This window comes from Desulfobacteraceae bacterium (assembly GCA_022340425.1).
Lineage (GTDB): Bacteria > Desulfobacterota > Desulfobacteria > Desulfobacterales > JAABRJ01 > JAABRJ01.
The window spans coordinates 1-23,057 of sequence record JAJDNY010000048.1; the positions used below are offsets into that span (position 1 = coordinate 1).

Genomic DNA, 23,057 nt, shown 5'->3' on the forward strand with positions numbered 1-23,057 from the left:
GGCCCCGCACCCCAGCTAAAATTGGAAAACGCGGCGCTGCGGCTGGCTGATCTGGCTTTCAGCCTGCCGGAGGCCGGACAGCCGTTTTTCGAACTGCAAGCCGCCGAAGCGCGCGGCGCCAGCTTTGACCTGGACGCCCGACAGCTGGCGGTCGAAAAGCTGGAGATCAGCCGCGGCAGGGCGACGGCGGCCGTGACGGCCGACGGCACGCTGGACCTGCAGCGAATCGTCGGCAGTGGGTCTGCCGGCGGCGCCCCCCAGGACTCACCCGCTGCCGCAGACAGCCGGCCCTGGGCCTTTGGCATCAAGACGATCGCAATCCGGGAGATGGCGCTCGCCTACCGCGACGACCGCCGCACCCCGGCCGTCGCGGCGGAAATTGGCGCCTTCGGGGCCAACCTGGCCCTGGACGGGGGCTTTGCCGCCGGAGAGCCCGAGCTGCGGCTGGAACCCATCGCCGCTGAACTGGCGGATATTCGGCTGTCCGCCGACCAATCCGACCCGGTGCTGAAGGTGGCCCGCCTGGCGGTTGCGGAGGGCGCCTTTGACCTGGGCGGCCGGGCCTTCACGGCGTCGCGCATCGGCCTTGCGGGCGGGGAGGTCGACCTGGTCCGCGACCGGGAGGGCCAGATCAACCTGGCCCTGCTGCTGGCCGAGCGCGGTGCGGTGGGTCGTGGCGTTGAAGAGGCGGCCCAGGCCGGCACCCCCTGGCAGTTTGCGTCCCAGACCATTGAGCTGTCGGGTTTCGCCGTGGCCATCCGCGACCAGACCGTGAAGCCCGAGGGCGCGCTGATCACCCTCGACCCCCTGAACGTCACCTTGACCGGGGTGGACGGCAAATCCCCGACCGCCTTCGCCGTCGACCTCAAGGTCCGCCAGGGCGGCGCGGTCACGGTCCAGGGCAGCGCCGATCCCTCCAAAAAAACGGTGGGCGCAGACGTCCAGGTGGTGGACCTGGCCCTGCCCCCCTTTCAGCCCTACCTCGATCCCGTCGTGAGGCTCAACCTGGATTCCGGCACGTTCTCCACCCAGGGCCGGCTGGATTATGCCCCGAGCGCCGAAAAGGGGGAGCTGGCCTACGACGGCGGCTTCGACCTGGCCAAGCTGGTGCTCACCGAGCCCGGGGTCAAGGACACCTTTCTCGGCTGGCGAAATTTGAAAACCTCCCAGCTCAAATTGCGGCTGAAACCCGATCGGGTCGAAATCGACGCGCTCAACCTGGTCCGGCCCGTGGGCAAACTGATCATCGCCGAAGACCAGTCCGTCAACGTGGCCACGGTGTTCAAAAAGCCGGAAGGCGGAGCGCCGCCAGCCGCCACGGCAAAGGGCGGCCAGAAAATCTTTCCAGTCAAAATCCGCAAAATCCGGGTCCAGGAAGGCGACCTGACCTTTGCCGACCTGAGCCTGGTCATTCCCTTTGCCACCCAGATCCACCGCCTCACGGGGGTGATCATCGGGACCTCCTCGGCCAAGGATGCCCGCGCCCAGGTCGACTTGAACGGCCAGGTGGACGAATACGGCACCGCCCGCATCGGGGGTGAAATCAACGTCTTCGACCCCACAGGCTTCACCGACGTCGAGATGCGCTTCAAGAACCTGGAGATGGCCAACCTGACGCCCTACTCGGGCCAGTTCGCCGGCCGCAAAATCGATTCCGGCAAGCTCTCCCTGGAACTGCTTTACAAGATCGACAACAGCCAGCTTTTGGGCGACAACCAGATCGTGGTGGACCGTCTCAAGCTGGGAGCCCGGGTGGAGAGCCCCAAGGCGGTCAACCTGCCGCTTGACCTGGCCGTCGCCCTGCTGGAGGACCGCAACGGGGTGATCGACATCGGCTTGCCGGTCAAGGGCGACCTGAGCAACCCCGAGTTCAGCGTGGGGCACCTGGTCTGGAAGGCATTCGTCAACCTGATCACCAAGATCGTCACCTCGCCCTTCAGCGCCCTGGGCGCACTGCTGGGCGGGGAAACCGAAAATCTGGACATCGTGGCTTTCGAACCCGGCAAAAGCGAGGTGCCGCCGCCGGAGGCGGAGAAGCTGCAGCAGCTGGCCCAGGCCATGCAAAAGCGCCCCCAGCTCAAACTGGTGGTGCAGGGCCGCTTCAGCCCCCAAAAGGACGGCGAGGCGCTGCAAAACCTGGCGCTGCGCCGCGCCCTGGCCGCCTTCTCCGGCGACCGGGAGCTGGCCCCGGAGGAGGACCCCGGTCCGGTGGACTACAGCGACCCTGATACCCAACGGCGGCTGGAGAAGATGTTCCGGGAGCGCTTCGGGCGGCAGGCCCTGAAGGACTTCATGGCAGGCCTTGAGCCCCCGACCGGCAAAGCCCCCGCCGCCGGGCAGGAGGCCGCCCCCGACCCGGGACTGGTTTCCAAGGCGCTTTTCGCCCGCCTGGCGGCCGCGGAGGCCCTCCCCGAAACCGCCCTGCCCGCTCTCGCGGCCGCCCGGGCCGAGGCCATCGTCGCGCGGCTGACCACCGACGGCGGGATCGCAGCGGACCGCGTGACCACCAAAAACCCGGAGCCGGCGGGCGAGGAGGCCCCGGTGACCTCCAAGCTAACCCTGGATATCGTCCAGAAACCGTCGTAGGGGAGGCCGCGCCCTGCCACCGGCAGGGATTTTATTTGAGCATAAAAAAACCTGGTCCTCTGGGCCGGAATTATTTATTCCCGCGACCCTGCGCGAGTTCCACAGGGTCCGCCGGCTGCGAGAAGCGCAGGACAGCCCGAAGGGCCCCGGGACGCAAGCGGTTTTTTTTGGTTCGTTTTCTTGTCCGCACAAGAAAATGAACACAGCCGAATCGGAATTGCCGACTCCCCCCTGCCGCGGGGTCCCCAGCAAAGTCCCTTTCTGAAAAAAAAACGCACGGCGAGGTAGGAGCCTTTTTTCGGTGGTCCCCCAATTATTTGCAATCAGCGCTTGCTTTTTAAAACGGCTGTGGTATCTTCAGAGCAATCAATAAAGGCTCGGCATCAAGTGCCGGGCCGGTTTCGTTCTTAGGGAAAACTCCATTTGCAAAAGTGGCAGCCTGAAGTTTGAAACTATGAGAATTTTTTGAAAGGAGGGTATGTCACCATGGCAAATGGAACCGTAAAGTGGTTTAACGCCAGCAAAGGCTTTGGCTTCATCGAGCAGGAAGACGGCCCGGATGTGTTTGTTCATCATTCGGCCATCAACGCTTCCGGCTTCAAGTCGCTCAACGACGGCGACCAAGTGACCTTTGAAGTTCAGCAGGGTCCCAAGGGTCCTTCTGCAGTCAACGTCACCGTAGTCTAAGTCCGAGCCGTTAGCGCTAAAAAAAAGGCATTTTCGCCCCTCGGGGCGGGAATGCCTTTTTTATTTTCGTCTGCCCGCCCCATCACAGGCGCACATGCCCCCACCGGTGATTGACCCCCGCCCGCGGGATGCATAAATTTGTTTAACTGTATTCCGCCGCTGCAGGCAACCCGCCCAACGCAAGCCAAAGGAGAGCCAAAATGAACGTCACCGTGAAGTGTTTTGCCACCCTGGCCGAAGCCGACAGTTGCGACTACCGTGACAGCACCCCCTACGAACTGCCCGCCGGCGCCGCCGTCAAGGACTTGATGGCGCGGATAAACGTTGCCGAGGACCAAGTCAAGCTGGTGTTCATCAACGGGAAAAAAGTCGAGCCCAGCGCCCGGCTGGCCGACGGCGACCAGGTGGGACTGTTTCCGCCGGTGGGGGGGATGTAGCCGCCGGATGGCAAGTGCCGGAAATAGCGCGTCAAACCGAGCAGAAGGGCGAAAAAATGGAACAAGACCATCGCAGCGCGCCAAATCCCATTGTCACGCTGGCAGACGGCGCCCAGACCCACCTCAGCCGGCTGTGGCAGGACCAGCCGCTGGTCCTCGTCTTTTTGCGGCATTTCGGCTGACCGTTTTGCCGCGAGCAGGTGGCGCAGTTGCGCCGCGCAAAGCACCGCTTCGACCAGGCCGGCGCCCGGGTTGTGCTGGTGGCCATGGGCACCCCGGCGGAATCCAACGTTTTCGCCCGGGAACAGGCAATCCCGTTTGAGATGGTCTGCGATCCGGAGCGAAAGGTGTACCAGGCCTTCGACCTGGAGCAGATCACACCCCGGGGGTTTCTCAGGCCATCCGTCGCCCTGAAGGGGGTCATGGCCATGGCCAGAGGGCACGGCATCGGTCTCCCGGTGGGGGATGTGCGCCAGCTGCCGGGGGTTTTCATCATCGACCCCAGCGGCACGATCGTCTTCAGCCACTTCGCCGCCGACCCGGCCGATCACCCGGCGCCGGAGGAGATCCTAACGGCGTTGGCCGCGGTCTGACCGGACCGCGGCGCCACCGGCGCCGGAGAGTTCAGGAATCCTCATCGGGTGCGGCGTGTTTGACCAGATCGGCCATGGCCACGTGCTGCAGCGCCGCTTCATGAGTGGCCCGCAGGATCACCGGCGGCGCCACCCCAGCCTCCAGCGCCTCCTGCCAGCGCAGGGCGCACAGGCACCAGCGGTCCCCGGGCTTGAGACCCGGAAACCCCAAGCGCGGCTGAGGGGTGCTGAGATCGTTGCCCATGATTTGGGTGATGTGCAAAAACTCGTCCGTCACCCGCACGCAGACCGTATGGGAACCAACGTCAGTCGGGCCGGTGTGACAGCTGCCGTCGCGAAAAAAGCCGGTCAGCGGCGACAGCGAGCAAGGTTCCAGTTCGGTGCCGAGCACATTTTGCGCCTTTGTCATATCCTGGGTCCTTTCCTTCAGCAGTCGGCGGCGGGCGCCGGTCTGGTAAACGTTTCCGCAAAAAGCCGTTTCACTGCGACAACGTAATCAGCCCGTGCCCGAAGGCAACAGCTGGGGCCCTCACCGTGGCGGGTCCTCCTTCCCAGCCTCCGGGGCCGCCCCCTTCCCTTTCAGAAGCGCCAGCGCCAGGGGCCCCACCGCGCTTCCCAGGCCCATGACGACAAAGGCCGCACCCCAAGCCAGGGTGGGGGTGCCCTGCAGAAGATCCAGGGCAAGGCCTGTCGCCAGCGGCCCCAGAAAGGCCGCCGTGAACCCCAGGGTGGAATGCACCGCCAGCGTTGCGCCGCGGCCGCCGGCCGGCGCGCTGGCCACCGCCCCGGCGGTCAGCGAGGCCGAGTCCCCCAGCACGGCAACCCCGTAGAAAAGCGCCAGAGCCACCACCACCCCATAGGGCAGCGGGGCCGCGAAGCCGACCCCGAAGCCCAGCAGGGCCGAGACCAGCATGATGGCGACAATGGTCTTGGGCCGCCCCAAGCGCCGGCAGAGCTCGTTTCCGCCGATGCTGGCGGGCAGGCCGATGAGATTCACCAGGGCCACCACCTGGGTGGGGCTCAAGCCGGCCGCACCCCCAGGCTGCAACTGGCGGCTGAATGCCAGAAAGGCCACCATCCAGGAGCGCAGGCTGAAGAGCTCCCACATGTGGGCGGCATAGCCTAGGATGTAGGCCATGGCCTGCCGGCTGCGCAGCACCACCGCCAGACCGGCGGCGAAGCGGGGGGCGGCCAGGTTCCTGTCCACCCGCCCGGGGGGGGCGCCGAACCCCGCCAACAGCACGCCCGCCAGGGTCAGCAGCCCCGAGGCGGCGAAGGCCCAGCGCCAGCCCAGGGCCGCGTGAACCTCGCCGGCCAGCAGGTAGGAGAGGCTCGCCCCGACGCTGAAAGATGCCGTGTAGAAGGAGACGTAGCGCGATTGGCGCGGCCCCGCGACATGGTCGCTCAGGAGCTTCAGCCCCGGCATGTAGACGCCGGCCAGACTGACCCCGGCCAGAAAGCGGAAAACCAGCGCCGACCAGAAGCCCTCTGCCAGCCAGGCAAAGCCCAGCGCGGCCGCGACCCCGGTGAGCAGCCCGAAAAGCAGGATCCCGCGGGCGTCACGCCGGTCGGTCAGGACGGTCAAAAGCGGCACCGCGAGCACATAGGCCCCGTAGTAGACCGCGCTCAACCAGCCGGCCTGGACGTTGCTCAAGCCCCAGGCCTCGAGAAAAAAGGGCAGCAGCGCGGCAAAGGTCGCCAGCCCCGCCAGCCCGAGGATTTCCACCCCGCAAAGCAGCAGGGTCACCCCCAGCGGCGCTCTGGGCTCATCTGGCATGGCCGCCCGGCCCCGGCGTGAGGTCAAAGAGGTCGCTGGGTGACCTACGCCTGGTTTTGGGGGGAAATATCGGCCTCCGGAAAGATGAGCTTGGCCCCGGTGGGAGCCCGAAAGGTGCTAGCGAGCATTGGGAGAGGGGCTTTGAGAATTTTGGGAATATCATCGCAGTTGTCGCTGGACTGGCTATTTGTTGATTCAAATAAAGAAATTCACTATCAGTGACAAAAACGAGGGCAGCAAGGGGATGACGATCATTCCCAGAAAAGCCTCGATTGATTTGAAATTAAAGGGCCACACGGGAATTGTCTGGATCAGATTGTTACGGGTTTCCTCCAGCTTCTCAAAAATTTTAACGCCGTTTTCCAGGTTCGCATTTTGGAAATCGGCGCGAATCAATTCTTCAAACAGCATTTTCTCTTTTTGACTTATGCGGGATATGAGCCTCTCTTTTTCCGCCTTCATTTGGTAGTGTGGAGCACCCAGCGGGAAAAAAAACAGCAGCGGCGCCAATATGGCATAGCCGCCGAGCATCAGTGGATTTCCGATGTCTGAAAACAGGGAGAGATCCTGAACCATTATTTTATCGATGACCTTCAGGGAAATATACACTCCGAACAGTAGGAGAATGTAGTTGAAAAACATACAGGTGCTGCTGATCCGCTTGAGCCCACAGCTCCCATCAGGATGCCAAGGGTCCAGTTTGATATTGAACTTCCCGGCATTGAAAAATTCGTGAAGCCCCCAGGAAAAGATCACCACCTTCCAAATCAAAACCAGAGCCCAGTATATCAGGACAACTTGAATCAACGCAGCATAGGCCCCCACAGGCGTGAGCCCTTGTCGGCTGCTTAGAACATCCATCAGGATCGGCCCTCCCACCATCCAGCTTGGATCCTCATGATCCAAAATCTGCTGGAAATACAAATAGTTCAAGACAAATGTGGCCCCCATGAAGACCACGGGGTGAAGGTAACCGTTAAACCGGGCCGCAAGCCACTTACGGAAATTGTCGATTTGTTCGGGTTGCTTTTCTTGAAGCGTGTTTTCGAAGAGGTATTCAAATAAATCGGGGATCCCCTGATAAAATCGAAGGGTTAACCCGATGACGAATGGAAACAGATACAACAGTGAAATAGACCAGCTGATGTTCTCCAGGTAAGTGACATAGTCATCGGAGTTCTCCCCCCCTGTAATAACCGCCCAGACCGTCAGGCTGAGGGATACCAGCAAAAAAAAGAGAATCCCCAATCTAACCGGCGTTACAAATTTACAGGACGCGATGGCTTTGATCACAGGTTCAGTTTCGTAGACCTGAAAATGAAAGCGTGATTCAGTTGTCATTTTTCCAACTCCCCAATGCGGTGCGCCGTCCAGAGGGCGAAGTTTTGTTTAAACGCAACCCTGCAGTGGTGACACTGGCAACACGGCCGGTGAATAGGCCACGGAACCGTTCTTTGCCTCAAGACGCGGGCGGAAGGTTTTTCCGTTTCATCTCCAGCAGCCCGATTGCCAGGATGTTGGTCAGCAGCAGCAGGCCGATGCCGGTGACGCCGGCCCAGCCGAAGGCCTGGTAGCCGTAGCCGCTGACGGTGATCCCGACCGACCCGCCCAGGTAGTAGAGAGGGCAGGTAATTGAAGAGCACCGAGAAAATCCAGAAGGCGCTGAAGGCAACCGCAAAGATCCGCAGCAGATCGGGGCGCGCGATCAGTGCGAGAAACCCGTCGCCGCGGGCTTCAGCGCCCGCTTCACGCGCCTCGCGCGGCAGCCACAGCAGTGCGGCGAGCGTGGCGGCGGCGCTCAGCAGCGAGGCTGTGACAAAGGCCCAGCGCCAGTCCAGCGGCGGGTGAATCCAGCCGCCCAGCAGGCGGCCCCCCAGACCGCCGGCAACCGTGGCGGCAACGTAGGACCCCATGACCACGTTGAACCGTTCCACCGGCAGGCTGCGGGCCAGGTAAGCGACCAGGCAGGTGGTCATGGTCGGGATAAAGAGGCCCTGGACAAAGCGGAACACGATCAAGAGCGCCATCTGATGGGTGACGGCGCAGAGGAGGCCGAAAAGGGTCAGGACGATACCGCCGACGGCGATCAGCGGTTTGACGGGGAAGCGGTCGGCCAGGCGGCCGAAGGGCAGGTTGGCCAGGGCGATCCCCACGATCACGGCCGAGACGGTGTAGGACGCCTGTTTCTCGTCCATCCCGAACTCCTGCCGGATCACCGGCAAAACGGGCTGCACCAGGTAAATGGCGGTGAAGCTGGCCGAGACCAGGGTTTGCAGGCCAAAGGTGCCAACGGCTGACAATTCCGTAAAAAGGCCAACTTCTGCGTTGCGCTGCATCTCGAAGTCGCTGCGGCCTACAGGTGTATGCCTCACTCCTCGAGATTTGCGCGCCTTGAAATAGGCCATTTTACGAAACTTTTTGGATTTTAACTTACTGGTTCATCAACGGCGCGTGGGGGCATCGTCTTCCTGTGGGGGGCCGCCGCGGGTGCTGTAGGGGCCTTGCCGCCGAAAAGCGGGCGCCCGCAGCCGGCAAGCTGGGTGCCGCACCGGCGGCGCTCAGAACCCCGGCAGTCTGAATTTCAGCGTGACCTCGCCGGTCTCGCGGTCGATCTGCACCATCCGGCCGTCGGCGGCGGTGGGGGTCAGCTTCTGGCCCGTGACCATCTCCAGCAGTCCGCCGACAAACTGCATCCCGGTGTTGAGCACGGCCTCGATCTTTTCGGGCGGCTGGGAGGCCAGGAGATGGGCCCCGCCGTCGAGCTGGGCGGGAGCCCCGGCGTTTGGCGCCGAAGACGCCGACTCGGCCTCCTCGCCGGTGACGTCCAGGGCCTCCCCGGCCTTTCGGAGGGCTTCGGGGTTGAGGAAGTGGGGCGTGTCCTCGGGAATCTCTTCCGGCGCCGCGGCGGGCGGGGCGGACGCCTCCAGGCTATCGCCCAGCATCTCGCGCAGGCGGTTGACCAGCTCGGTGCGTTTTTCGTGGGAGAAGGTCACCAGATCGGCGCCCCCCTCGAAGACCCCTTTGAAGAGGTCGGTCTTGAGTTGAATGCCGGCCAGTATTTTCTCCTCGATGCTCTCCTTGGCCACCAGGTTGATCACGTTGATGCAGCGGCTTTTCTGCCCGATGCGGTTCACCCGGCCGACGCGCTGCTTCAGGCGCGCCGGGTTCCAGGGCAACTCGAAATTCAGCACGCAGTCCGCCGCCTGCAGGTTGAGCCCCGTGCCGCCGGCATCGGTGGAGAGAAAGACCCGGCAGTCGGGGTTGTGGGTGAACTCGTCGATCAGCGCCTGGCGTTTCGGGACCGGCACCTTGCCCGAGAGTTCCACGAACGGGATACCGGCATCCGAGAGGTGGCGGCCGATGAGGTAGGTCATGGTGGTCCACTCGGAGAAGATCACCATCTTGCGGTTGCTCTGCACCACCAGCTCGTCAACGATCCCGCGCAGCTCGTCGAGCTTGGGGGAAATCTTGGTTTTACGGTCGATGAGGTAGGTGGCGTTGCAGGCCTGACGCATCCGCAGCAGCAGCTCCTGCATGCGCCGCAGGTCGACCGGGGTCAGAAACTTCTTGTGGAGCAGCGGCATCAGGGCCTGGGCGTAGCCCGCGTGCAGCTTGCGCTGCTGGTGGTGCAGATCGATGTAGTAGGTGTTCTCCACCTGTTCGGGAAGATCGTTAAGCACCTCCTCCTTGCGGCGGCGGATCACCAGGCCCTGCAGCCGCTGGTGCAGCCGGTCCAGGTTGCGGTAGCCGACGATCTTGTTTTTGGTGCTGCGGCTGAGCATGAAATGCTCGGCCGCAAAGCGCCACAGCGGCGAGAGCAGCCGCGGGTCGAGAAACTGGACGATGGAGTAGACGTCCTCCAGCTTGTTCTCCAGGGGGGTGCCGGTCAGGACCAGGGCATGCCGCCGCGGCAGGCGCTTGACGGCATCGGCGGTCTTGGTGGAGAAATTCTTGATCCGCTGGGCCTCGTCCAGGATCACGAGGTCCGGCTCGAAGCGCCGGAGGGTGCTAACATCGCGCAGCACGGCCTCGTAGTTGGTGATCTTGAAATAGGCCGGGTCCTCGAGATAGGTCTCCCGGCGTTTTTTAGGCGGGCCCGACACGACCACCGCCTTTTGGTCCGAGAACCGCTCGATTTCCCGGCGCCACTGCTCTTTCAGGGAGGCCATGGTGACCACCAGCACCTTGCTGAAACCGAAAACCTCCTTTTTCAGGGTGGCCAGCGCGATGGCCTGCAGGGTCTTGCCGAGGCCCATCTCGTCGCCGATCAGGGCGGCATCGCGGTAGAGCCCGAAACGCACCCCGTCCTCCTGGTAGGGGTAGAGCCGGACCTTAAGGTTGGGCGGCGGCGGCGGATTCTTCTCGGCCAGCTCGACCAATTGCCGGCGTTCGGCGTCCCGCGCCAGGGCCGCGAAGACCCCCTCCTGGACCCGGACCTGCTTGTTGCCGTCCAGCTGCGGCAGCACATTCCATAAGGGGGCCATGCCATCTCCGGTGTAGGCCCCGTGCTGGTCGAAGCACGGCGCCAGGATCCGCCGCAGGTCCACGGTCTGGTCCTTGGGCAGCTCCGAGAAGACCCGCGGGGCGGCATCGGCCGAGTCCCAGTAGAGATCCACGAAAGGGAAGCGTTCCTGCGCCAGACGCTTGGCGAAGTCTTTGCGGCGCTTCAAACGCTGGGTCAGGCAGATGAGATGCTTGCAGGTTCCCAGGCGGTTGATGAGGTAATCGGGGCAGGTGCAGTGCCCGCCGCCCTGGTCCGGGGTGTGCAGGGTCACCGTGTACTGCCGCCCGTTTTCGGTTTCCAGCAGGTGCTGCCCCTTGAGCATCTCGCCTTCGGTGATCTTGAAATGCTCGTTGCGAGCGCGGCTTTTACGGTCCTCCAGGGCCTGGGTGCGGATCTCCTCGGGGGTGAGAAAGGCCTCCTGGTCCGGCTCGGGCGGCGACTGCCGGGCTTGACGCGCGTCCAGCAGGTCCTTGGTGTAGAGCAGGACCGCCACGGTGTGTTTGCAGCCGTTGCCGGGATAGGGACAGGAACACGAGGTGGCCAGCGCCTGGCCGCCGAGATCGACGCGGGTGGTGTAGTCGCCGTAGCTGCCGTCCACTTGGTAGGCGAAGCGCCCGGCTTCAAAATCCTGGTCCTCCAGAATGAAGGCGCCGTTTTCGTAAAGGCGCAGCCCCCGTTTGTAGATCAGGAAAGAGTCGGCCACGTCGTGGCGGATGAGGTCGCGGGTCAGGGCGAACATGCAATGGTCTCCTTTCAGTGGGGTGCAAGCCGCGGCGGTGCTTCAGGGGCGCTGGCCGGCGGGCATGGGCGGCACCAGCAAGGTGGGGTCGATGCGCTGCTCGAACCAGTTCATGCGCCAGTCCAGGTGGGAACCGGTGACCCGCCCGCTGGCGCCCACGCGGGCGATCACCTCGCCCTGGCGAACGGCCTGCCCCTCGCGCACCAGGATGGCGCTCAAATGCAAAAATGTAGAGGACACCCCGTGGCCATGGTCGAGGATCAGGGTGCGGCCGGAGAAGAACATGTCCGGGTGGACCAGGCTGACCACCCCGTCGGCCGGGGCTTTGACCGGGGTGCCGGCCGGGGCCGCGATGTCGACGCCGTAGTGGGGCCGGCGCGGTTCGCCGTTTAGAATCCGCTGGCTGCCGTAAACCCCCGAGATCCGGCCGTGGACCGGCCAGATGAAGCCCCGGGCGAAATCGGTGCGTGGGTCGTCGCGCTCGCGGGCCGTGCGCGCCAGCGCCGCCTCCCGCCGGATGCGCTTGAGGTCCTCGGGCGCCGGCGTCACCTTGCGCTGAGGCAGCCCGCCGATCCGCTGGATATCGTAGCTGCGGGCGGCGATGCGCACCGGGTGGCGTGTTTCACCGCCGTCGGCGGTGCGCAGGGTGAGGACGGTTTCCAGCGGCGCATCACGGTCAAAGCCGATCACGAAAAGCCCGTCGGGCGAAAGGCGCAAGGTGCGCCCCTGGAAGGCGACCGTGGTCCCCGGCGCCGCCCGGCCGATCAGCAGGCCCCCCTGCACCCGCTGGCCCTTCAGCTCGATAGCGGCTGCCGGCGCCGTCAGGGCCAGCAGAACCAGACCAGAGACCAGGGGGCGCCAAAAGATGGTGTGCATGACTTCAACCCCGTTTCAATTCTGACGGTTCCGTAAAAAGCCCAAGTTCTGCGTTGCGCTGCATCTCGAAGTCGCTGCGGCGTACCTTAAGTACGCCTCACGCCTCGAGATTTGCGCGCCTTGAACTTGAACTTTTTTCGAAACCGTCTGGTTTTTGACTTTTTACCGCTTTATCAATTCTGACGGTTCCGTAAAAAACCCAAGTTCCCCGTTGCGCCGCGTTTCGAAGTCGTCGCGGCCCCGACCGGGCCCCTACTCAAATTTGCGCTTGAATTCCAGAAACTCCGCACGCAGGTCGTCCAGCGCCTGCCGCAGACCCGCAACCGCCTGTTCCAGCGCGGCGATCCCTTCGGAGGAAGCCGCGCCAGGCCCCGGTGCGGCGGCCGACACGGGTTCGCCCCTTTCTGCCTCCGGCTCCGGTGGGCAGAAGCAGTGGGCAAAACGGTTTTCCTTGTGCCCCGGCCGGCGGGGGAGTTCCGCCGCAAACGGCCCCTGCTCGTGGGCGATCAGCCTCTGCAGGGTGTGCTCCACCGCGGCCAGGCCGCCAAACTCCAGCAGCCGGGCGCTGCGCGCGCGCAGTTCACCGGCGGTCTGGGGCCCGCGCAGGAGCAGTTCACACAGCAAGGCGAGTTCGCTTACGGAAAAATCGGCCGTGTCTTTCAGGTTGTGCTCGTACTTGGGGACGCGGCTGCCCTGGGTCTTGACCTGCCAGACCAGCCGCCGGCGGCGCAGCCCGTCCAGCCCCCGGATGACGGCCGCCTCGTCCAGGGTCATGACCGGGTCGCGGTTGGTCTTCTGGTTGCAGGCGGCAATCAGGGCGTTCAGGGTCAGCGGGTAATAGTCGGGGGTCGCCATCTGCTTTTCGATCAGCGCCCCCAGGATGCGGGCTTCGACGGGATCCAGCGAAATATCCATGCGGTTCCTCCGGCTGCCGGCGCTGCCGCCGGCAAAATGGGGATGATCCCCCGCCACCGACGGGCGCCCCCTGCCCCGCCGGCGGGAAAATCAAGGGGCGGACATGCGGGTTTTTTTACCACGCTTTGGGAAAAACTGGGAAGAAAAATGAAAAAAATCGGTCCCCCGCCGCACAATCCGCTTGACGCGCGCAGGGGGCGGCCGCACCATACAGTCGATGAGCCAAAACCGGACCGCGGCCGCCGGGAATACATCCCGGGGCAGCACGACCGCCGCGCCCCTTGACCAGGAGCCACGCCCATGCTGGTGAATGCCTATCCCGGCTTCGACTGCCACATCCACAGCAGCTTTTCGGACGGTTGCGCGAGCCTCGAAGCCATGGCCCGCAGCGCCGTTGCCCGGGGTCTGAACGGTGTGGTGTTCACCGACCACATGCCGCTGCCCTTCGAAAACCGCTATGCCCTGGCGCATCGACGGTTGGAGGCCTATCGCGCCGAGATCCAGGCCGTGCGCCGGCGGATGAGCGGCCGCCTGCAGGTGCTGATGGGACTGGAGATGGAATACCTGCCTTCCCACGGCGCCTGGAGCCGAGAGATCGCCCAAGACCCCTGGGACGTCCTGATCGCATCGGTGCACCAGCTGGAAGAGAAAGGCCGGCGTTTCCTGATCAACGGCACTGCGGCGGAGTTCGTCACGGCCCTGGAAACCGGTTTCGGGGGGGACCTCCGGCGCCTCTGCGAGGCCTACTACCGACAGAGCATCGCCATGGTTGAAACCGGCCTGTTCCGCATCCTGGGCCACCTGGACGTCCTGGGCAAACACAACCGCAACGGACGCTTTTTCGACGAAAGCGCCCCCTGGTACCGGGAGTTGGTGGCCGCGCTGCTGGCGGCCGTCGGGCAGGCCGGAATGGTGGTGGAGATCAACACCGGCGGTCTGGACCACGACGTCCGCAGCGCCTACCCGGGCCCCCGGATTCTGGCGGCTATCGAGAAGAAGGGGATTCCCGTCTGCCTCTCCTCGGATGCCCACCGGCCGGAGGATGTCGCCCGCCACTTCGCGCGTTTCCCGACGGCGGCTCAGCAGGAGCCCTGACGGCACCGGCGCCGAGTGCCGTTCAGGTTCTCGGGTGCCATTTGCGCCAACCGCGGTAGGCCGCCAGCTCACCCTGCAGCGCGTTGATGATGGTGGTCAAAACGGCCAGGTCATCCATGAAGCCCAGCAGCGGGATGAAGTCGGGAACCAGATCGGTGGGGACGAGGAAATAGATCAGGCCGGCTGCGATCACCCCCAGGGTGATCCCGTCCAGCCGGTAGCGGCCGGCGACGGCATCCCGAAAAAGACCATACAGATCGTTGACCGCTGCCATGACCTTGCCGAAGACCGGCGTGGCCCGCTGCATTTTGCGTTCGAAAGCCCCCTTCTCGTCATACGCCTCGAAATCCCGCCCGCCCGCAAACCGCAGCATCCGATCATACGTCTTGCGCCGCCCGGGATCGCCCAGGACGTGATAGGCCTGGTTCAGGACCTTGGTGATCTCCTCTGCCTCGGCCTGCCGCTGGGGGTTTTTGTCAGGGTGAAACTCCTTGAGCTTGCGGTGGTAGGCATGCCGGATCTCTGCCGCGGGGGCTGCGGGATCGACCTCCAGGAATTCGTAGTAGTTGGGTGATGGGTCCATGGCGACGGTTTCCGCTGGGATGGCGCACGGCAGTTGGCGGACAGTAGGCAATGATCGCTGGCCTGTCAACCGCCATCAGTCCACCAGATGCTGAAAAAGCGGATTAACCCCTTTCCCGGCCATCCGGTGGCGGGATGGCCGCCGACTGCAAGCGGTGGGATTTGACAAAAAGGCTTCGATCCTTACCCCTTCTGGAACGCGGCTGCCACCGGAGGGTGCGGCCCGTCCACAACCGTTTGCCATCAGGGGGCATCCACGGCCCGGCACCATCTGCCGCCGGCCGCCGCCCCCCGGGGAGGACCGATCCGATGCCCCATAGAGTCTCTTGCCGATACTGCCTGATCGCCCTGTTGGCCCTGGGGCTTGCCATGCCCATGCTGTCGCCGGCCGCCGCTCAGCCGGCAGCTCCCGTGATCCTCAAGGAAGTGCGCCGCGACCGCTTCGTGGATCGCGTGGAAGCTTTGGGCACCCTGCGCGCCAACGAGAGCGTCGATCTGACCGCGACGGTGTCCGAAACGGTGACCGACATCCATTTCGAAGATGGTCAACGGGTCGCCCGGGGGGACATCCTGGCGGAGATGACCAGCCGGGAGGAGCACGCCTTGCTGGAGGAGGCCCTCTCCACCGTCACCGAAGCCAAGAGCCAGTATGAGCGCGTGCGCCCCCTGGCCCAGCGCGGCTCGGCTTCCCAATCCCTGCTGGAGCAGCGGCGGCGCGAGTACGAGACGGCCCGGGCGCGGCTGCAGGCCATCGAATCCCGCCTGCGCGACCGCCTGGTCATCGCGCCGTTTGACGGTGTCGTGGGCTTGCGCAACATCAGCGTGGGGACCTTCATCGAGCCGGGGGACCTCATCACCACCCTGGACGACGACAGTGTGATGAAGCTGGACTTTACCGTGCCGGCGGTTCACCTGGCAACCCTGCGTCCGGGGCTGCCCATCGAAGCGCGGTCGGCCGCTTTTACCGGGCGCGAGTTCCAGGGCACGGTGACCAGCATCGACAGCCGCATCGACCCGGTGACGCGTTCCATCACCGGCCGGGCCGTGCTGGCAAACCCGGAGCGGGAGCTGAAGCCGGGGCTGTTGATGAGCCTCGCACTGCTCAAAAACCCCCGGGATGTTCTGGTCGTTCCGGAAGAGGCCCTGATCCCCAGCGGGCAGCAAAACCACGTCCTGGTGGTGGACCCGAACGCTCCGCAGCCGGTCGCCCAGCAGCGCCCGGTGACCATCGGCGCCCGCCGGCCGGGGGAGGTGGAAATCCGCGAGGGCCTCGAAGCCGGCGAATTCGTCGTGATCCACGGCACCCTCCGCGCCCGGCCGGGCCAGCCGGTGAACGTGACGGCCGTGGCCGCTGGCGACGAATCCCTGCAGGACCTGCTGACCCGGGCGCAGGGGAGGACCGAGTGATGCTGCTCTCCGACGTTTCGGTCAAACGCCCGGTCTTCGCCTCGGTGATCTCCCTGCTGCTGGTGATCTTCGGCCTGGTGGCCTTCGGGCGGCTGCCCCTGCGGGAGTACCCGGACATCGACCCGCCGGTGGTCTCCATCGACACCCGCTATCCCGGTGCGGCGGCCAATGTCGTCGAAACCCAGATCACCCAGCCGATCGAGGAGCGCATCGCGGGCGTCGAGGGCATCGCCGCGATTTCCTCCAGCAGCGAGGACGGACGGTCCGTGGTGACGGTGGAGTTCAACACCGGCCGGGATGTGGACGGAGCGGCCAACGATATCCGCGACCGGGTCGCGGGCATCCTGGACGACCTGCCCGAGGAGGCCGAAGCGCCCGAAATCCAGAAGGTGGATTCCAACGAAGACGTGATCATGTGGCTGAACCTGACCAGCGACCGCCTGGGCGTGCCGGAGTTGACCGATTACGCCGAGCGCTACCTGGTAGACTATTTCAGCGTCCTGGACGGCGTCGCCCGGGTGCGGGTCGGCGGCGGTCAGCGCTATGCCATGCGGATCTGGCTGGACCGGCAGGCCATGGCGGCCCGCAATATCACGGTGGCCGACGTCGAGGACGCCCTGCGGGCCGAAAACTCGGAGCTGCCGGCGGGCAGCATCGAATCACGCCAGCGGCAGTTCACGGTGCGCGTCCAGCGCGCCTTTCGCACCGCCGGGGACTTCGCCCAGCTGGTCATCGCCCGGGGGGAGGACGGACACCTGGTGCGCATGGGGGACATCGCCCGGGTGCAGCGGGGCACCGAAGAGGACCGCACCTTCTTCCGGGGCAACGGTGTCTCCATGGTGGGAATCGGTATCATCAAGCAATCCACGGCCAACACGATCCAGGTGGCGCGCGCCGCCAAGGCGGAAATGGAGCGCCTCAACCCGACCCTGCCCGAGGGCATGACCATCGCCCAGAGCTACGACACGTCGGTTTTCGTGGAAGGCGCCATCAACGAGGTCTACAAAACCCTGGCCATCGCCATCCTCCTGGTGGTGGTGGTGATCTACCTCTTTCTGGGCAGCGTCCGGGCCACCCTGGTTCCCGCGGTGACCGTGCCGGTTTCCATCGTCGCCAGTTTCATCGTGCTCTATGCCCTCGATTTTTCGGTCAACCTGCTGACCCTCCTGGCGCTGGTCCTGGCCATCGGGCTGGTGGTGGACGACGCCATCGTGGTTCTGGAGAACATCTTCCGGCGCATGGCCGAAAAAGGCGAATCCCCGCTGGTGGCGGCATACAGGGGCACCCGCCAGGTGGGCTTTGCGGTGGTTGCCACCTCGCTGGTGCTGATCGCGGTCTTCGTTCCGATCGCGTTTCTGGAGGGCGACGTGGGCCGCCTGTTTTCCGAGTTCGCCCTGACCATGGCGGCGGCCGTGGCCTTTTCCAGCATCGTGGCCCTCAGCCTCTCCCCGATGCTGGCCTCGAAGATCCTGAAAAGGCCCTCCAGCGGCCCTCCCCGCGGCGTCGCGGCGGGGACCGACGCCCTCTTCCGGTGGACGCGCAGGCGCTACCGCCGCCTGCTCAACCGCAGCCTGAAGCACCCCCTGCCAGTTGTCGGGCTCTTTGTCCTGCTGCTGGTGGCAGCGGCCTGGCTCTTGGTTCAAATTCCCACCGAATACGCCCCCCAGGAGGACCGGGGCGCATTTTTCGTGATCGTCAACGGTCCCGAGGGGGCCTCTTTCGCCTACATGCAGGAGTACATGGACGAAATCGAGCGCCGCCTGATGCCATTCGTCACCAGCGGCGAGGCCACCCGGCTGCTGGTGCGGGCCCCGCGCACCTTCGCCAACTTCGAGAACTTCAACACCGGGATCGTGATTTTCGTTCTGGATGACTGGGACCGCCGCCGGTCCGCCTGGACCATCATGGAGGACGTGCGCGCCCGCCTGGCCGGTCTTCCGGGGGTGCGAGCCTTCCCGGTCATGCGCCAGGGCTTCGGGGCTTCCATCCAGAAACCGCTGCAGTTCGTGCTCGGCGGCGGCACCTACGCCGAACTAGCCCAGTGGCGGGATATCCTGCTGGAACGGATCGCGGCCGACAACCCGGGGCTGGTGGGGATCGACTGGGACTACAAGGAGACCAAACCGCAGCTGCAGGTCAGCATCGACTACGACCGCGCCGCCGATCTGGGGGTGACCGTCGGCACCATCGGCCGGACCCTGGAAACGCTGCTGGGCTCCCGGCGGCTGACCACCTACATCGATGCAGGCGAGGTCTACGACGTGATCCTGGAGGGGACGCGTGAGGCCCAGCGCACCCCCACCGACCTGCAGCACATCTTTGTCCGCTCCGACCGCAGCAACGAATTGATCCCCCTCTCCAACTTCGTGGAAGTGGCGGAACTGGCCGATTCCGGCACCCTCAACCGCTACAACCGGGTGCGCGCCATCACCCTGGAGGCCAACCTGGCCGATGGCCTGGCCCTGGGCGAGGCCCTGGCCTATTTGGAAGGCCTGGCCCGGGAGCACCTGCCGGAAAACGTCATCATCGACTACAAGGGGCAGTCCCAGGACTACAAGTTCTCGTCGCGGTCGATCCTCTTCGTCTTCCTGCTGGGCATCCTGGTGGTGTTTCTGGTGCTGGCGGCGCAATTTGAAAGCTACATCAACCCCCTGGTGATCATGCTGACGGTGCCCCTGGCCATCGCCGGGGGTCTCTTGGGGATTTACGTGACCGGCGCCACCTTGAACCTCTACAGCCAGATCGGGCTGATCATGCTGGTGGGCCTGGCGGCCAAAAACGGAATCCTGATCGTGGAGTTCGCCAACCAGCTGCGGGGTCAGCGGATGAGTTTTCACCGCGCCATTCTTACGGCCGCCGAAGTCCGCCTGCGCCCCATCGTCATGACCGGGGTGACCACCGCCGCCGGCGCTGTGCCCCTGATCCTGTCCGCCGGCGCCGGGGCCGAAACCCGGATGGTGATCGGCACGGTGGTCCTGGCAGGGGTCCTGTCGGCCACCTTTTTCACCCTCTTCGTGGTGCCGGTGGCCTACGGCCTGCTTTCCCGGCGAAGCCGGATCCCCGGCGAGGTCGCCCGCCGTCTGGAACGCGAGCAGGCTGCGCTGGGCCGGGGGCTGGCCAATTAGTTTGCCCATCAGCAACCGCCGCCGCCGGTTCCGACAGCCCCAGGGTTGATGGGCCGCTGAGACAAAAATCGGGATGGTGGTGTTGCGTTTTTAAAAGACGACAGCCGAATTTATCGCCCTTGATGCAGAAAGCGTTTTATGTCCCGTCGTCCCGGGCCGAGCATCGCAGCGGCCGGCGATAAAGGCCCTGTGGCTGTTTGAGCGTAAGCGAGTTCCACAGGTCCCGCCGGCTGCGAGAAGCGCAGGGCAGCCCGAAGGGCCCCGGGGCGCGGGCGGCTTTTTTTGGTTACTTTTCTTGTCCGCACAAGAAAATGAACACAGACCAATCGGAGTTGTAAATCCCGTCTATCCCCGGGTTATCCGGCAATGTTTTCTGCAAAAACACCGCACGGCGGGGTAAAATGCTTTTTACGCCGCAATCAAGGTTGCGCCCTATTCCCGCCACCCGCCGCGGGCGCGCATCAAGCGCGCCTGGATGAGCACCCCACCGGCCAATAGAACCAAAAAGCCACCGGCCTCCAGGGCCGGGCCGAGCTCCACCGCCTGGACCACCAGCGAGGCGCCGGCGAGAGAGGAGATCAGGATCAGGCCCCAGTCGAAGAGCAGGTAGAGAAGCACCGCGCCCAGGACCCCACCAAGGAGAATGGCCCCCCAGGCCCACGGCGCGGGCAGAGGCCCCCAAAGCGCCAGGAGGTTCAGCACGCTCACACCCCCAGCCCCAAAACCGGCCAGACCGACCGCCAGCCGCTGAAACACCAGAGCGATCAGCGCCCCCAACACCCCGAGCCCCAGCGAAAAAACCAGAATCAGAATTTCGGAGTGCAGCCCCCAGAACTGCTGGCCCAGGTGAAGACCGGCGAAAAACCCGATACCCGCCACGAACAGCCAGAACAGCTTGCGGCCCAGGACCAGCAGCAACAGCCCCACCACCACCGAGGTCCAGATCATGGTAATTTTCCTTGGATGGGGCGACGGGCGGCGCACCCCATGCCGCATCTCCCCGGTTTAAGAAGCTTTTGGCCGGTGGTACCGACCAACGGCCGACACGGTTTCGCCCCACCGCTGAGCCCTTCAGCCGCCGTTTGGCGCATCCCCCCGGATGGCCGCCAGAAACCGCTCGCCGTAACGGTCGGCCTTAGCCTCGCCCACCCCGCCGATGGCCAGCAGGTCTTCCCGGCTGGCCGGGCGGCTGACGGCCATCTCCCGCAGGGTCTTGTCGTGGAAGATCACGTAGGCCGGCAGCTCCAGCTCCTTTGCGATCTCAAGGCGCAGGCGGCGCAGAACCTCCCAGAGCTCCGCGGCCGGACCGTCCAGTGCCGCAGCTACCGTTGCGGCCTGGGGGTCGCGCGGCTTGGCGGCCTTGGGCGGGTGCCTGTCTTTGCGCAGGCGGATCTTTTCTTCACCCGTTAGTACCGGCCGACTTTTCTCGCTCAGGCGGTAACCGGTGCGTTCGGACATCTCCACCGTGAGGTAGCCCGCGGCCATCAGCTGCCGGAAGACCGAGCGCCACTCCGTGGCCGAGAGCTCCCGCCCCACCCCGAAGGTCTTCAGGCGGTGGTGGCCGAAGCGCCGGATGCGCTCATTTTCCTTTCCCAGCAGCACATCCACCAGGTAGGCGGCGCCGAAGCGCTGGCCGGTGCGGTAGACCGCCGAAAGCGCCTTCTGGGCGGCCACGGTCCCGTCCCAGGTTTCGGGCGCCTCCCGGCAGGTGCCGCAGTTGCCGCAGGGCGCGTCTAGGGTTTCGCCGAAATAGCGCAGCAGCACCTGCCGCCGGCAGGCGGTGGTTTCGCAGTAGCCCAGGACCGCTTCCAGCTTGCGCTGCTGAACCAGCTTGAAGCGCTCGTCGCCCTCGGATCGGGCGAGCATCTGGCGCACGGCCACCACGTCGGCCAGCGAATAGAGCATCCAGGCGTCGCTGGGAGACCCGTCGCGCCCGGCCCGGCCGGTCTCCTGATAATAGGCCTCCATGCTGGTGGGCACGTCGAAGTGCACCACGAAGCGCACATCCGGCCGGTCGATACCCAGGCCGAAGGCGATCGTGGCGACCACCACGATGACCTCCTCGCGGGCGAAGCGCTGCTGCCGCCGGCTGCGCTCGGCCGCATCGATGCCCGCGTGGTAGGCGACGGCTTTGATGCCCTTGGCCGCCAGCCAGGCCGCCAGGTCGTCCACCCGCTTGCGGCTGCGGCAGTAGACAATCCCGGTATCGGCCGGGTGCTCGGCCTGGATGAAGCGCAGCACCTGCTGCCGGCCGTTTTCCTTCAACGCCACCCGGTAGCAGATGTTGGGCCGGTCGAAGCTGGACAGGAACTGGGCGGCCGCCTTCAGCTCCAGCTTTTCGAGGATCTCCTGGCGGGTGGCGGCATCGGCGGTGGCCGTCAGCGCAATTCGCGGCACCCCGGCAAAGCGGCGGGTCACGCTGGCGATCTGAAGATACTCCGGTCGGAAATCGTGCCCCCACTGGGAGACGCAGTGGGCCTCGTCGATGGCGAAGAGGGCGATCCGCAACCGGGAGAGAAATTCCTGGAAGCGCTCGCTTATCAGCCGCTCGGGCGCCACGTAGAGCAGGTCGGTCTCACCGGCCAGAGCACGCGCCGCAACCGCCGCGGCCGACTCCGGCGCCAGGCTCGAATTCAGGAAATCGGCCCGCAACCCGTTTTGGCGCAACCCCGCCACCTGATCCTGCATCAGCGCGATCAGCGGCGAGACCACCAGGCCGACGCCCTCCCGGATGATCGCCGGAATCTGAAAGCAGAGGGATTTGCCGCTGCCGGTGGGCATCAGCACAAAGGCGTCGCCGCCGGCCAGCACCTGGGCGATCACCTCGCGCTGATGCTCACGGAAGCTATCGTAGCCGAAAAACTTGTGCAGCACATCCTGGGGAGTCATAGGGGGATCCGGGGGGTGGATGGTTTTTAGCGGGGGGATCGCGTTGGGCGGCCGCACGCGAGGACCCGGACGACGGCCCAACGGTCCGGATCGGGGCGCGTCCGGGCCGCCCAGGTGAGATCGGGGGTTTCCACCGCCCTCAGGGGGCCGCCGGTATGACCAGAACCGGTATCGGGCAGTCGCGCACCACCTTGCGCGAGGTGCCCCCCATCAGCGCCTCCTGCACCAGGCCGTGGCCGCGGTTGCCCACCACCAACAGATCGTAGGCCCCCGTGGCGGCGTGCTCCAGGATGCGCTCGGCCGCCTTGCCGGGCTCCACGATGACTTCATGCAGGATGAAGCGGCAGGCCGCTATCTGGTCCCCGGCCTCGGTGCAAAAGCGCTCGATGCCGGCTTTGATCCCCGCGATCAGCGTCTCCTGGTTCTGGCGCCGCAACTCCGAAACATCCCCCAGACCCAAAAACGCGGTCAACAACAATTCGGCGTTGGGCGGCAGCTTCTCGATCACGTGCAATACCGTGACGGTCGCCTGGCAGATCTCCGCCAAGCCGGCGGCATAGGCCAAGGCCTGGGTGGCGGTTTCGGAGAGGTCGGTGGCCACCAGAATCTTTTGGATCCGGGGTTTGTGAACCATTTTCGCTCCTCCCAAGGGCGTTGCGGGCATCGCCGGGCGGACGGCCCGGTGGCGGGACGGCGGCGCCGGGGGTGCGGCTTACGGCCCTTCCCTGGGGAAGGCCCCACTGCCGCATTGAAAATGAAAATAGAGAACAGGCGCGGAAGGTGTCAAGGATAAATATCGGGGCATGCGGTTTGAAGAGTGGCCGCGGTTGAGCAGCCAGTCTTTG

General features: G+C 64.9%; 18 protein-coding genes. 7 read left to right on the forward strand and 11 right to left on the reverse strand.

Features of this window, described 5'->3' with window-relative positions:
* From LJE63_04140 to LJE63_04155, 4 genes are all read left to right on the forward strand, one after another.
* Window positions 1-2,586, forward strand: a 2,586-nt coding sequence (locus LJE63_04140) for a DUF748 domain-containing protein (protein ID MCG6905793.1), incomplete at its 5' end; no start/stop codon positions are given.
* 486 nt (window positions 2,587-3,072) lie between these two features.
* Entirely contained in the window at window positions 3,073-3,273 is a 201-nt protein-coding gene (locus LJE63_04145; protein ID MCG6905794.1) for a cold-shock protein, read from the forward strand.
* A 200-nt stretch (window positions 3,274-3,473) separates the two neighbouring features.
* Window positions 3,474-3,710, forward strand: a complete 237-nt coding sequence (locus LJE63_04150) for a MoaD/ThiS family protein (protein MCG6905795.1) — start codon at window positions 3,474-3,476, stop codon at window positions 3,708-3,710.
* Window positions 3,711-3,910: 200 nt separating this feature from the next.
* The gene (locus LJE63_04155) at window positions 3,911-4,303 is read left to right on the forward strand and encodes a redoxin domain-containing protein (GenBank protein ID MCG6905796.1); all 393 of its coding nucleotides are present in this window, start codon (window positions 3,911-3,913) and stop codon (window positions 4,301-4,303) included.
* A 31-nt stretch (window positions 4,304-4,334) separates the two neighbouring features.
* On the opposite strand, the gene LJE63_04160 is transcribed toward LJE63_04155, so the two are convergent.
* The 7 genes from LJE63_04160 to LJE63_04190 all read right to left on the reverse strand — a co-directional run bounded on the left by LJE63_04160 (window position 4,335) and on the right by LJE63_04190 (window position 13,114).
* Window positions 4,335-4,712 (reverse strand): DUF2237 domain-containing protein, encoded by a 378-nt coding sequence (locus LJE63_04160; GenBank protein ID MCG6905797.1) that lies wholly within the window; start codon window positions 4,710-4,712, stop codon window positions 4,335-4,337.
* Window positions 4,713-4,832: 120 nt separating this feature from the next.
* Window positions 4,833-6,080, reverse strand: coding sequence for an MFS transporter (locus LJE63_04165; GenBank protein MCG6905798.1), 1,248 nt, complete (start codon window positions 6,078-6,080; stop codon window positions 4,833-4,835).
* A gap of 195 nt (window positions 6,081-6,275) precedes the next feature.
* Window positions 6,276-7,421: a hypothetical protein gene (locus LJE63_04170; protein ID MCG6905799.1), complete on the reverse strand. Its 1,146-nt coding sequence runs from the start codon at window positions 7,419-7,421 to the stop codon at window positions 6,276-6,278.
* Window positions 7,418-8,380 (reverse strand): MFS transporter, encoded by a 963-nt coding sequence (locus tag LJE63_04175; GenBank protein ID MCG6905800.1) that lies wholly within the window; start codon window positions 8,378-8,380, stop codon window positions 7,418-7,420. Before LJE63_04175 ends, LJE63_04170 begins: the two co-directional genes overlap by 4 nt.
* Before the next feature lie 258 nt (window positions 8,381-8,638).
* A complete protein-coding gene (locus LJE63_04180) occupies window positions 8,639-11,323 on the reverse strand; it encodes a DEAD/DEAH box helicase (GenBank protein MCG6905801.1) in 2,685 nt (894 codons plus the stop codon).
* 42 nt (window positions 11,324-11,365) lie between these two features.
* Complete coding sequence (locus LJE63_04185) at window positions 11,366-12,199, reverse strand: M23 family metallopeptidase (GenBank protein MCG6905802.1); 834 nt, start codon at window positions 12,197-12,199, stop codon at window positions 11,366-11,368.
* Window positions 12,200-12,451: 252 nt separating this feature from the next.
* Window positions 12,452-13,114 carry a YceH family protein gene (locus LJE63_04190; protein MCG6905803.1) on the reverse strand — a complete coding sequence of 221 codons (663 nt, stop codon included), beginning with the start codon at window positions 13,112-13,114 and terminating at the stop codon, window positions 12,452-12,454.
* 300 nt (window positions 13,115-13,414) lie between these two features.
* On the opposite strand from LJE63_04190, the gene LJE63_04195 reads away from it, so the two are divergent.
* Window positions 13,415-14,209 carry a histidinol-phosphatase gene (locus LJE63_04195; protein MCG6905804.1) on the forward strand — a complete coding sequence of 265 codons (795 nt, stop codon included), beginning with the start codon at window positions 13,415-13,417 and terminating at the stop codon, window positions 14,207-14,209.
* 22 nt (window positions 14,210-14,231) lie between these two features.
* Here the strand turns inward: LJE63_04195 and LJE63_04200 are convergent, their stop codons facing one another.
* Complete coding sequence (locus LJE63_04200; GenBank protein MCG6905805.1) at window positions 14,232-14,792, reverse strand: DnaJ domain-containing protein; 561 nt, start codon at window positions 14,790-14,792, stop codon at window positions 14,232-14,234.
* Between the two features lie 308 nt (window positions 14,793-15,100).
* On the opposite strand from LJE63_04200, the gene LJE63_04205 reads away from it, so the two are divergent.
* Window positions 15,101-16,198 (forward strand): efflux RND transporter periplasmic adaptor subunit, encoded by a 1,098-nt coding sequence (locus LJE63_04205; GenBank protein ID MCG6905806.1) that lies wholly within the window; start codon window positions 15,101-15,103, stop codon window positions 16,196-16,198.
* Complete coding sequence (locus LJE63_04210; protein ID MCG6905807.1) at window positions 16,198-19,323, forward strand: efflux RND transporter permease subunit; 3,126 nt, start codon at window positions 16,198-16,200, stop codon at window positions 19,321-19,323. Before LJE63_04205 ends, LJE63_04210 begins: the two co-directional genes overlap by 1 nt.
* A gap of 432 nt (window positions 19,324-19,755) precedes the next feature.
* Here LJE63_04210 and LJE63_04215 read toward each other — a convergent pair whose 3' ends face one another.
* The 3 genes from LJE63_04215 to LJE63_04225 form a co-directional block, all read right to left on the reverse strand.
* Window positions 19,756-20,271: a TMEM198/TM7SF3 family protein gene (locus tag LJE63_04215; GenBank protein MCG6905808.1), complete on the reverse strand. Its 516-nt coding sequence runs from the start codon at window positions 20,269-20,271 to the stop codon at window positions 19,756-19,758.
* Window positions 20,272-20,394: 123 nt separating this feature from the next.
* Complete coding sequence (gene recQ / locus LJE63_04220) at window positions 20,395-22,212, reverse strand: DNA helicase RecQ (protein ID MCG6905809.1); 1,818 nt, start codon at window positions 22,210-22,212, stop codon at window positions 20,395-20,397.
* Between the two features lie 139 nt (window positions 22,213-22,351).
* Complete coding sequence (locus LJE63_04225; protein MCG6905810.1) at window positions 22,352-22,846, reverse strand: universal stress protein; 495 nt, start codon at window positions 22,844-22,846, stop codon at window positions 22,352-22,354.
* Between the last annotated feature and the right edge of the window lie 211 nt (window positions 22,847-23,057).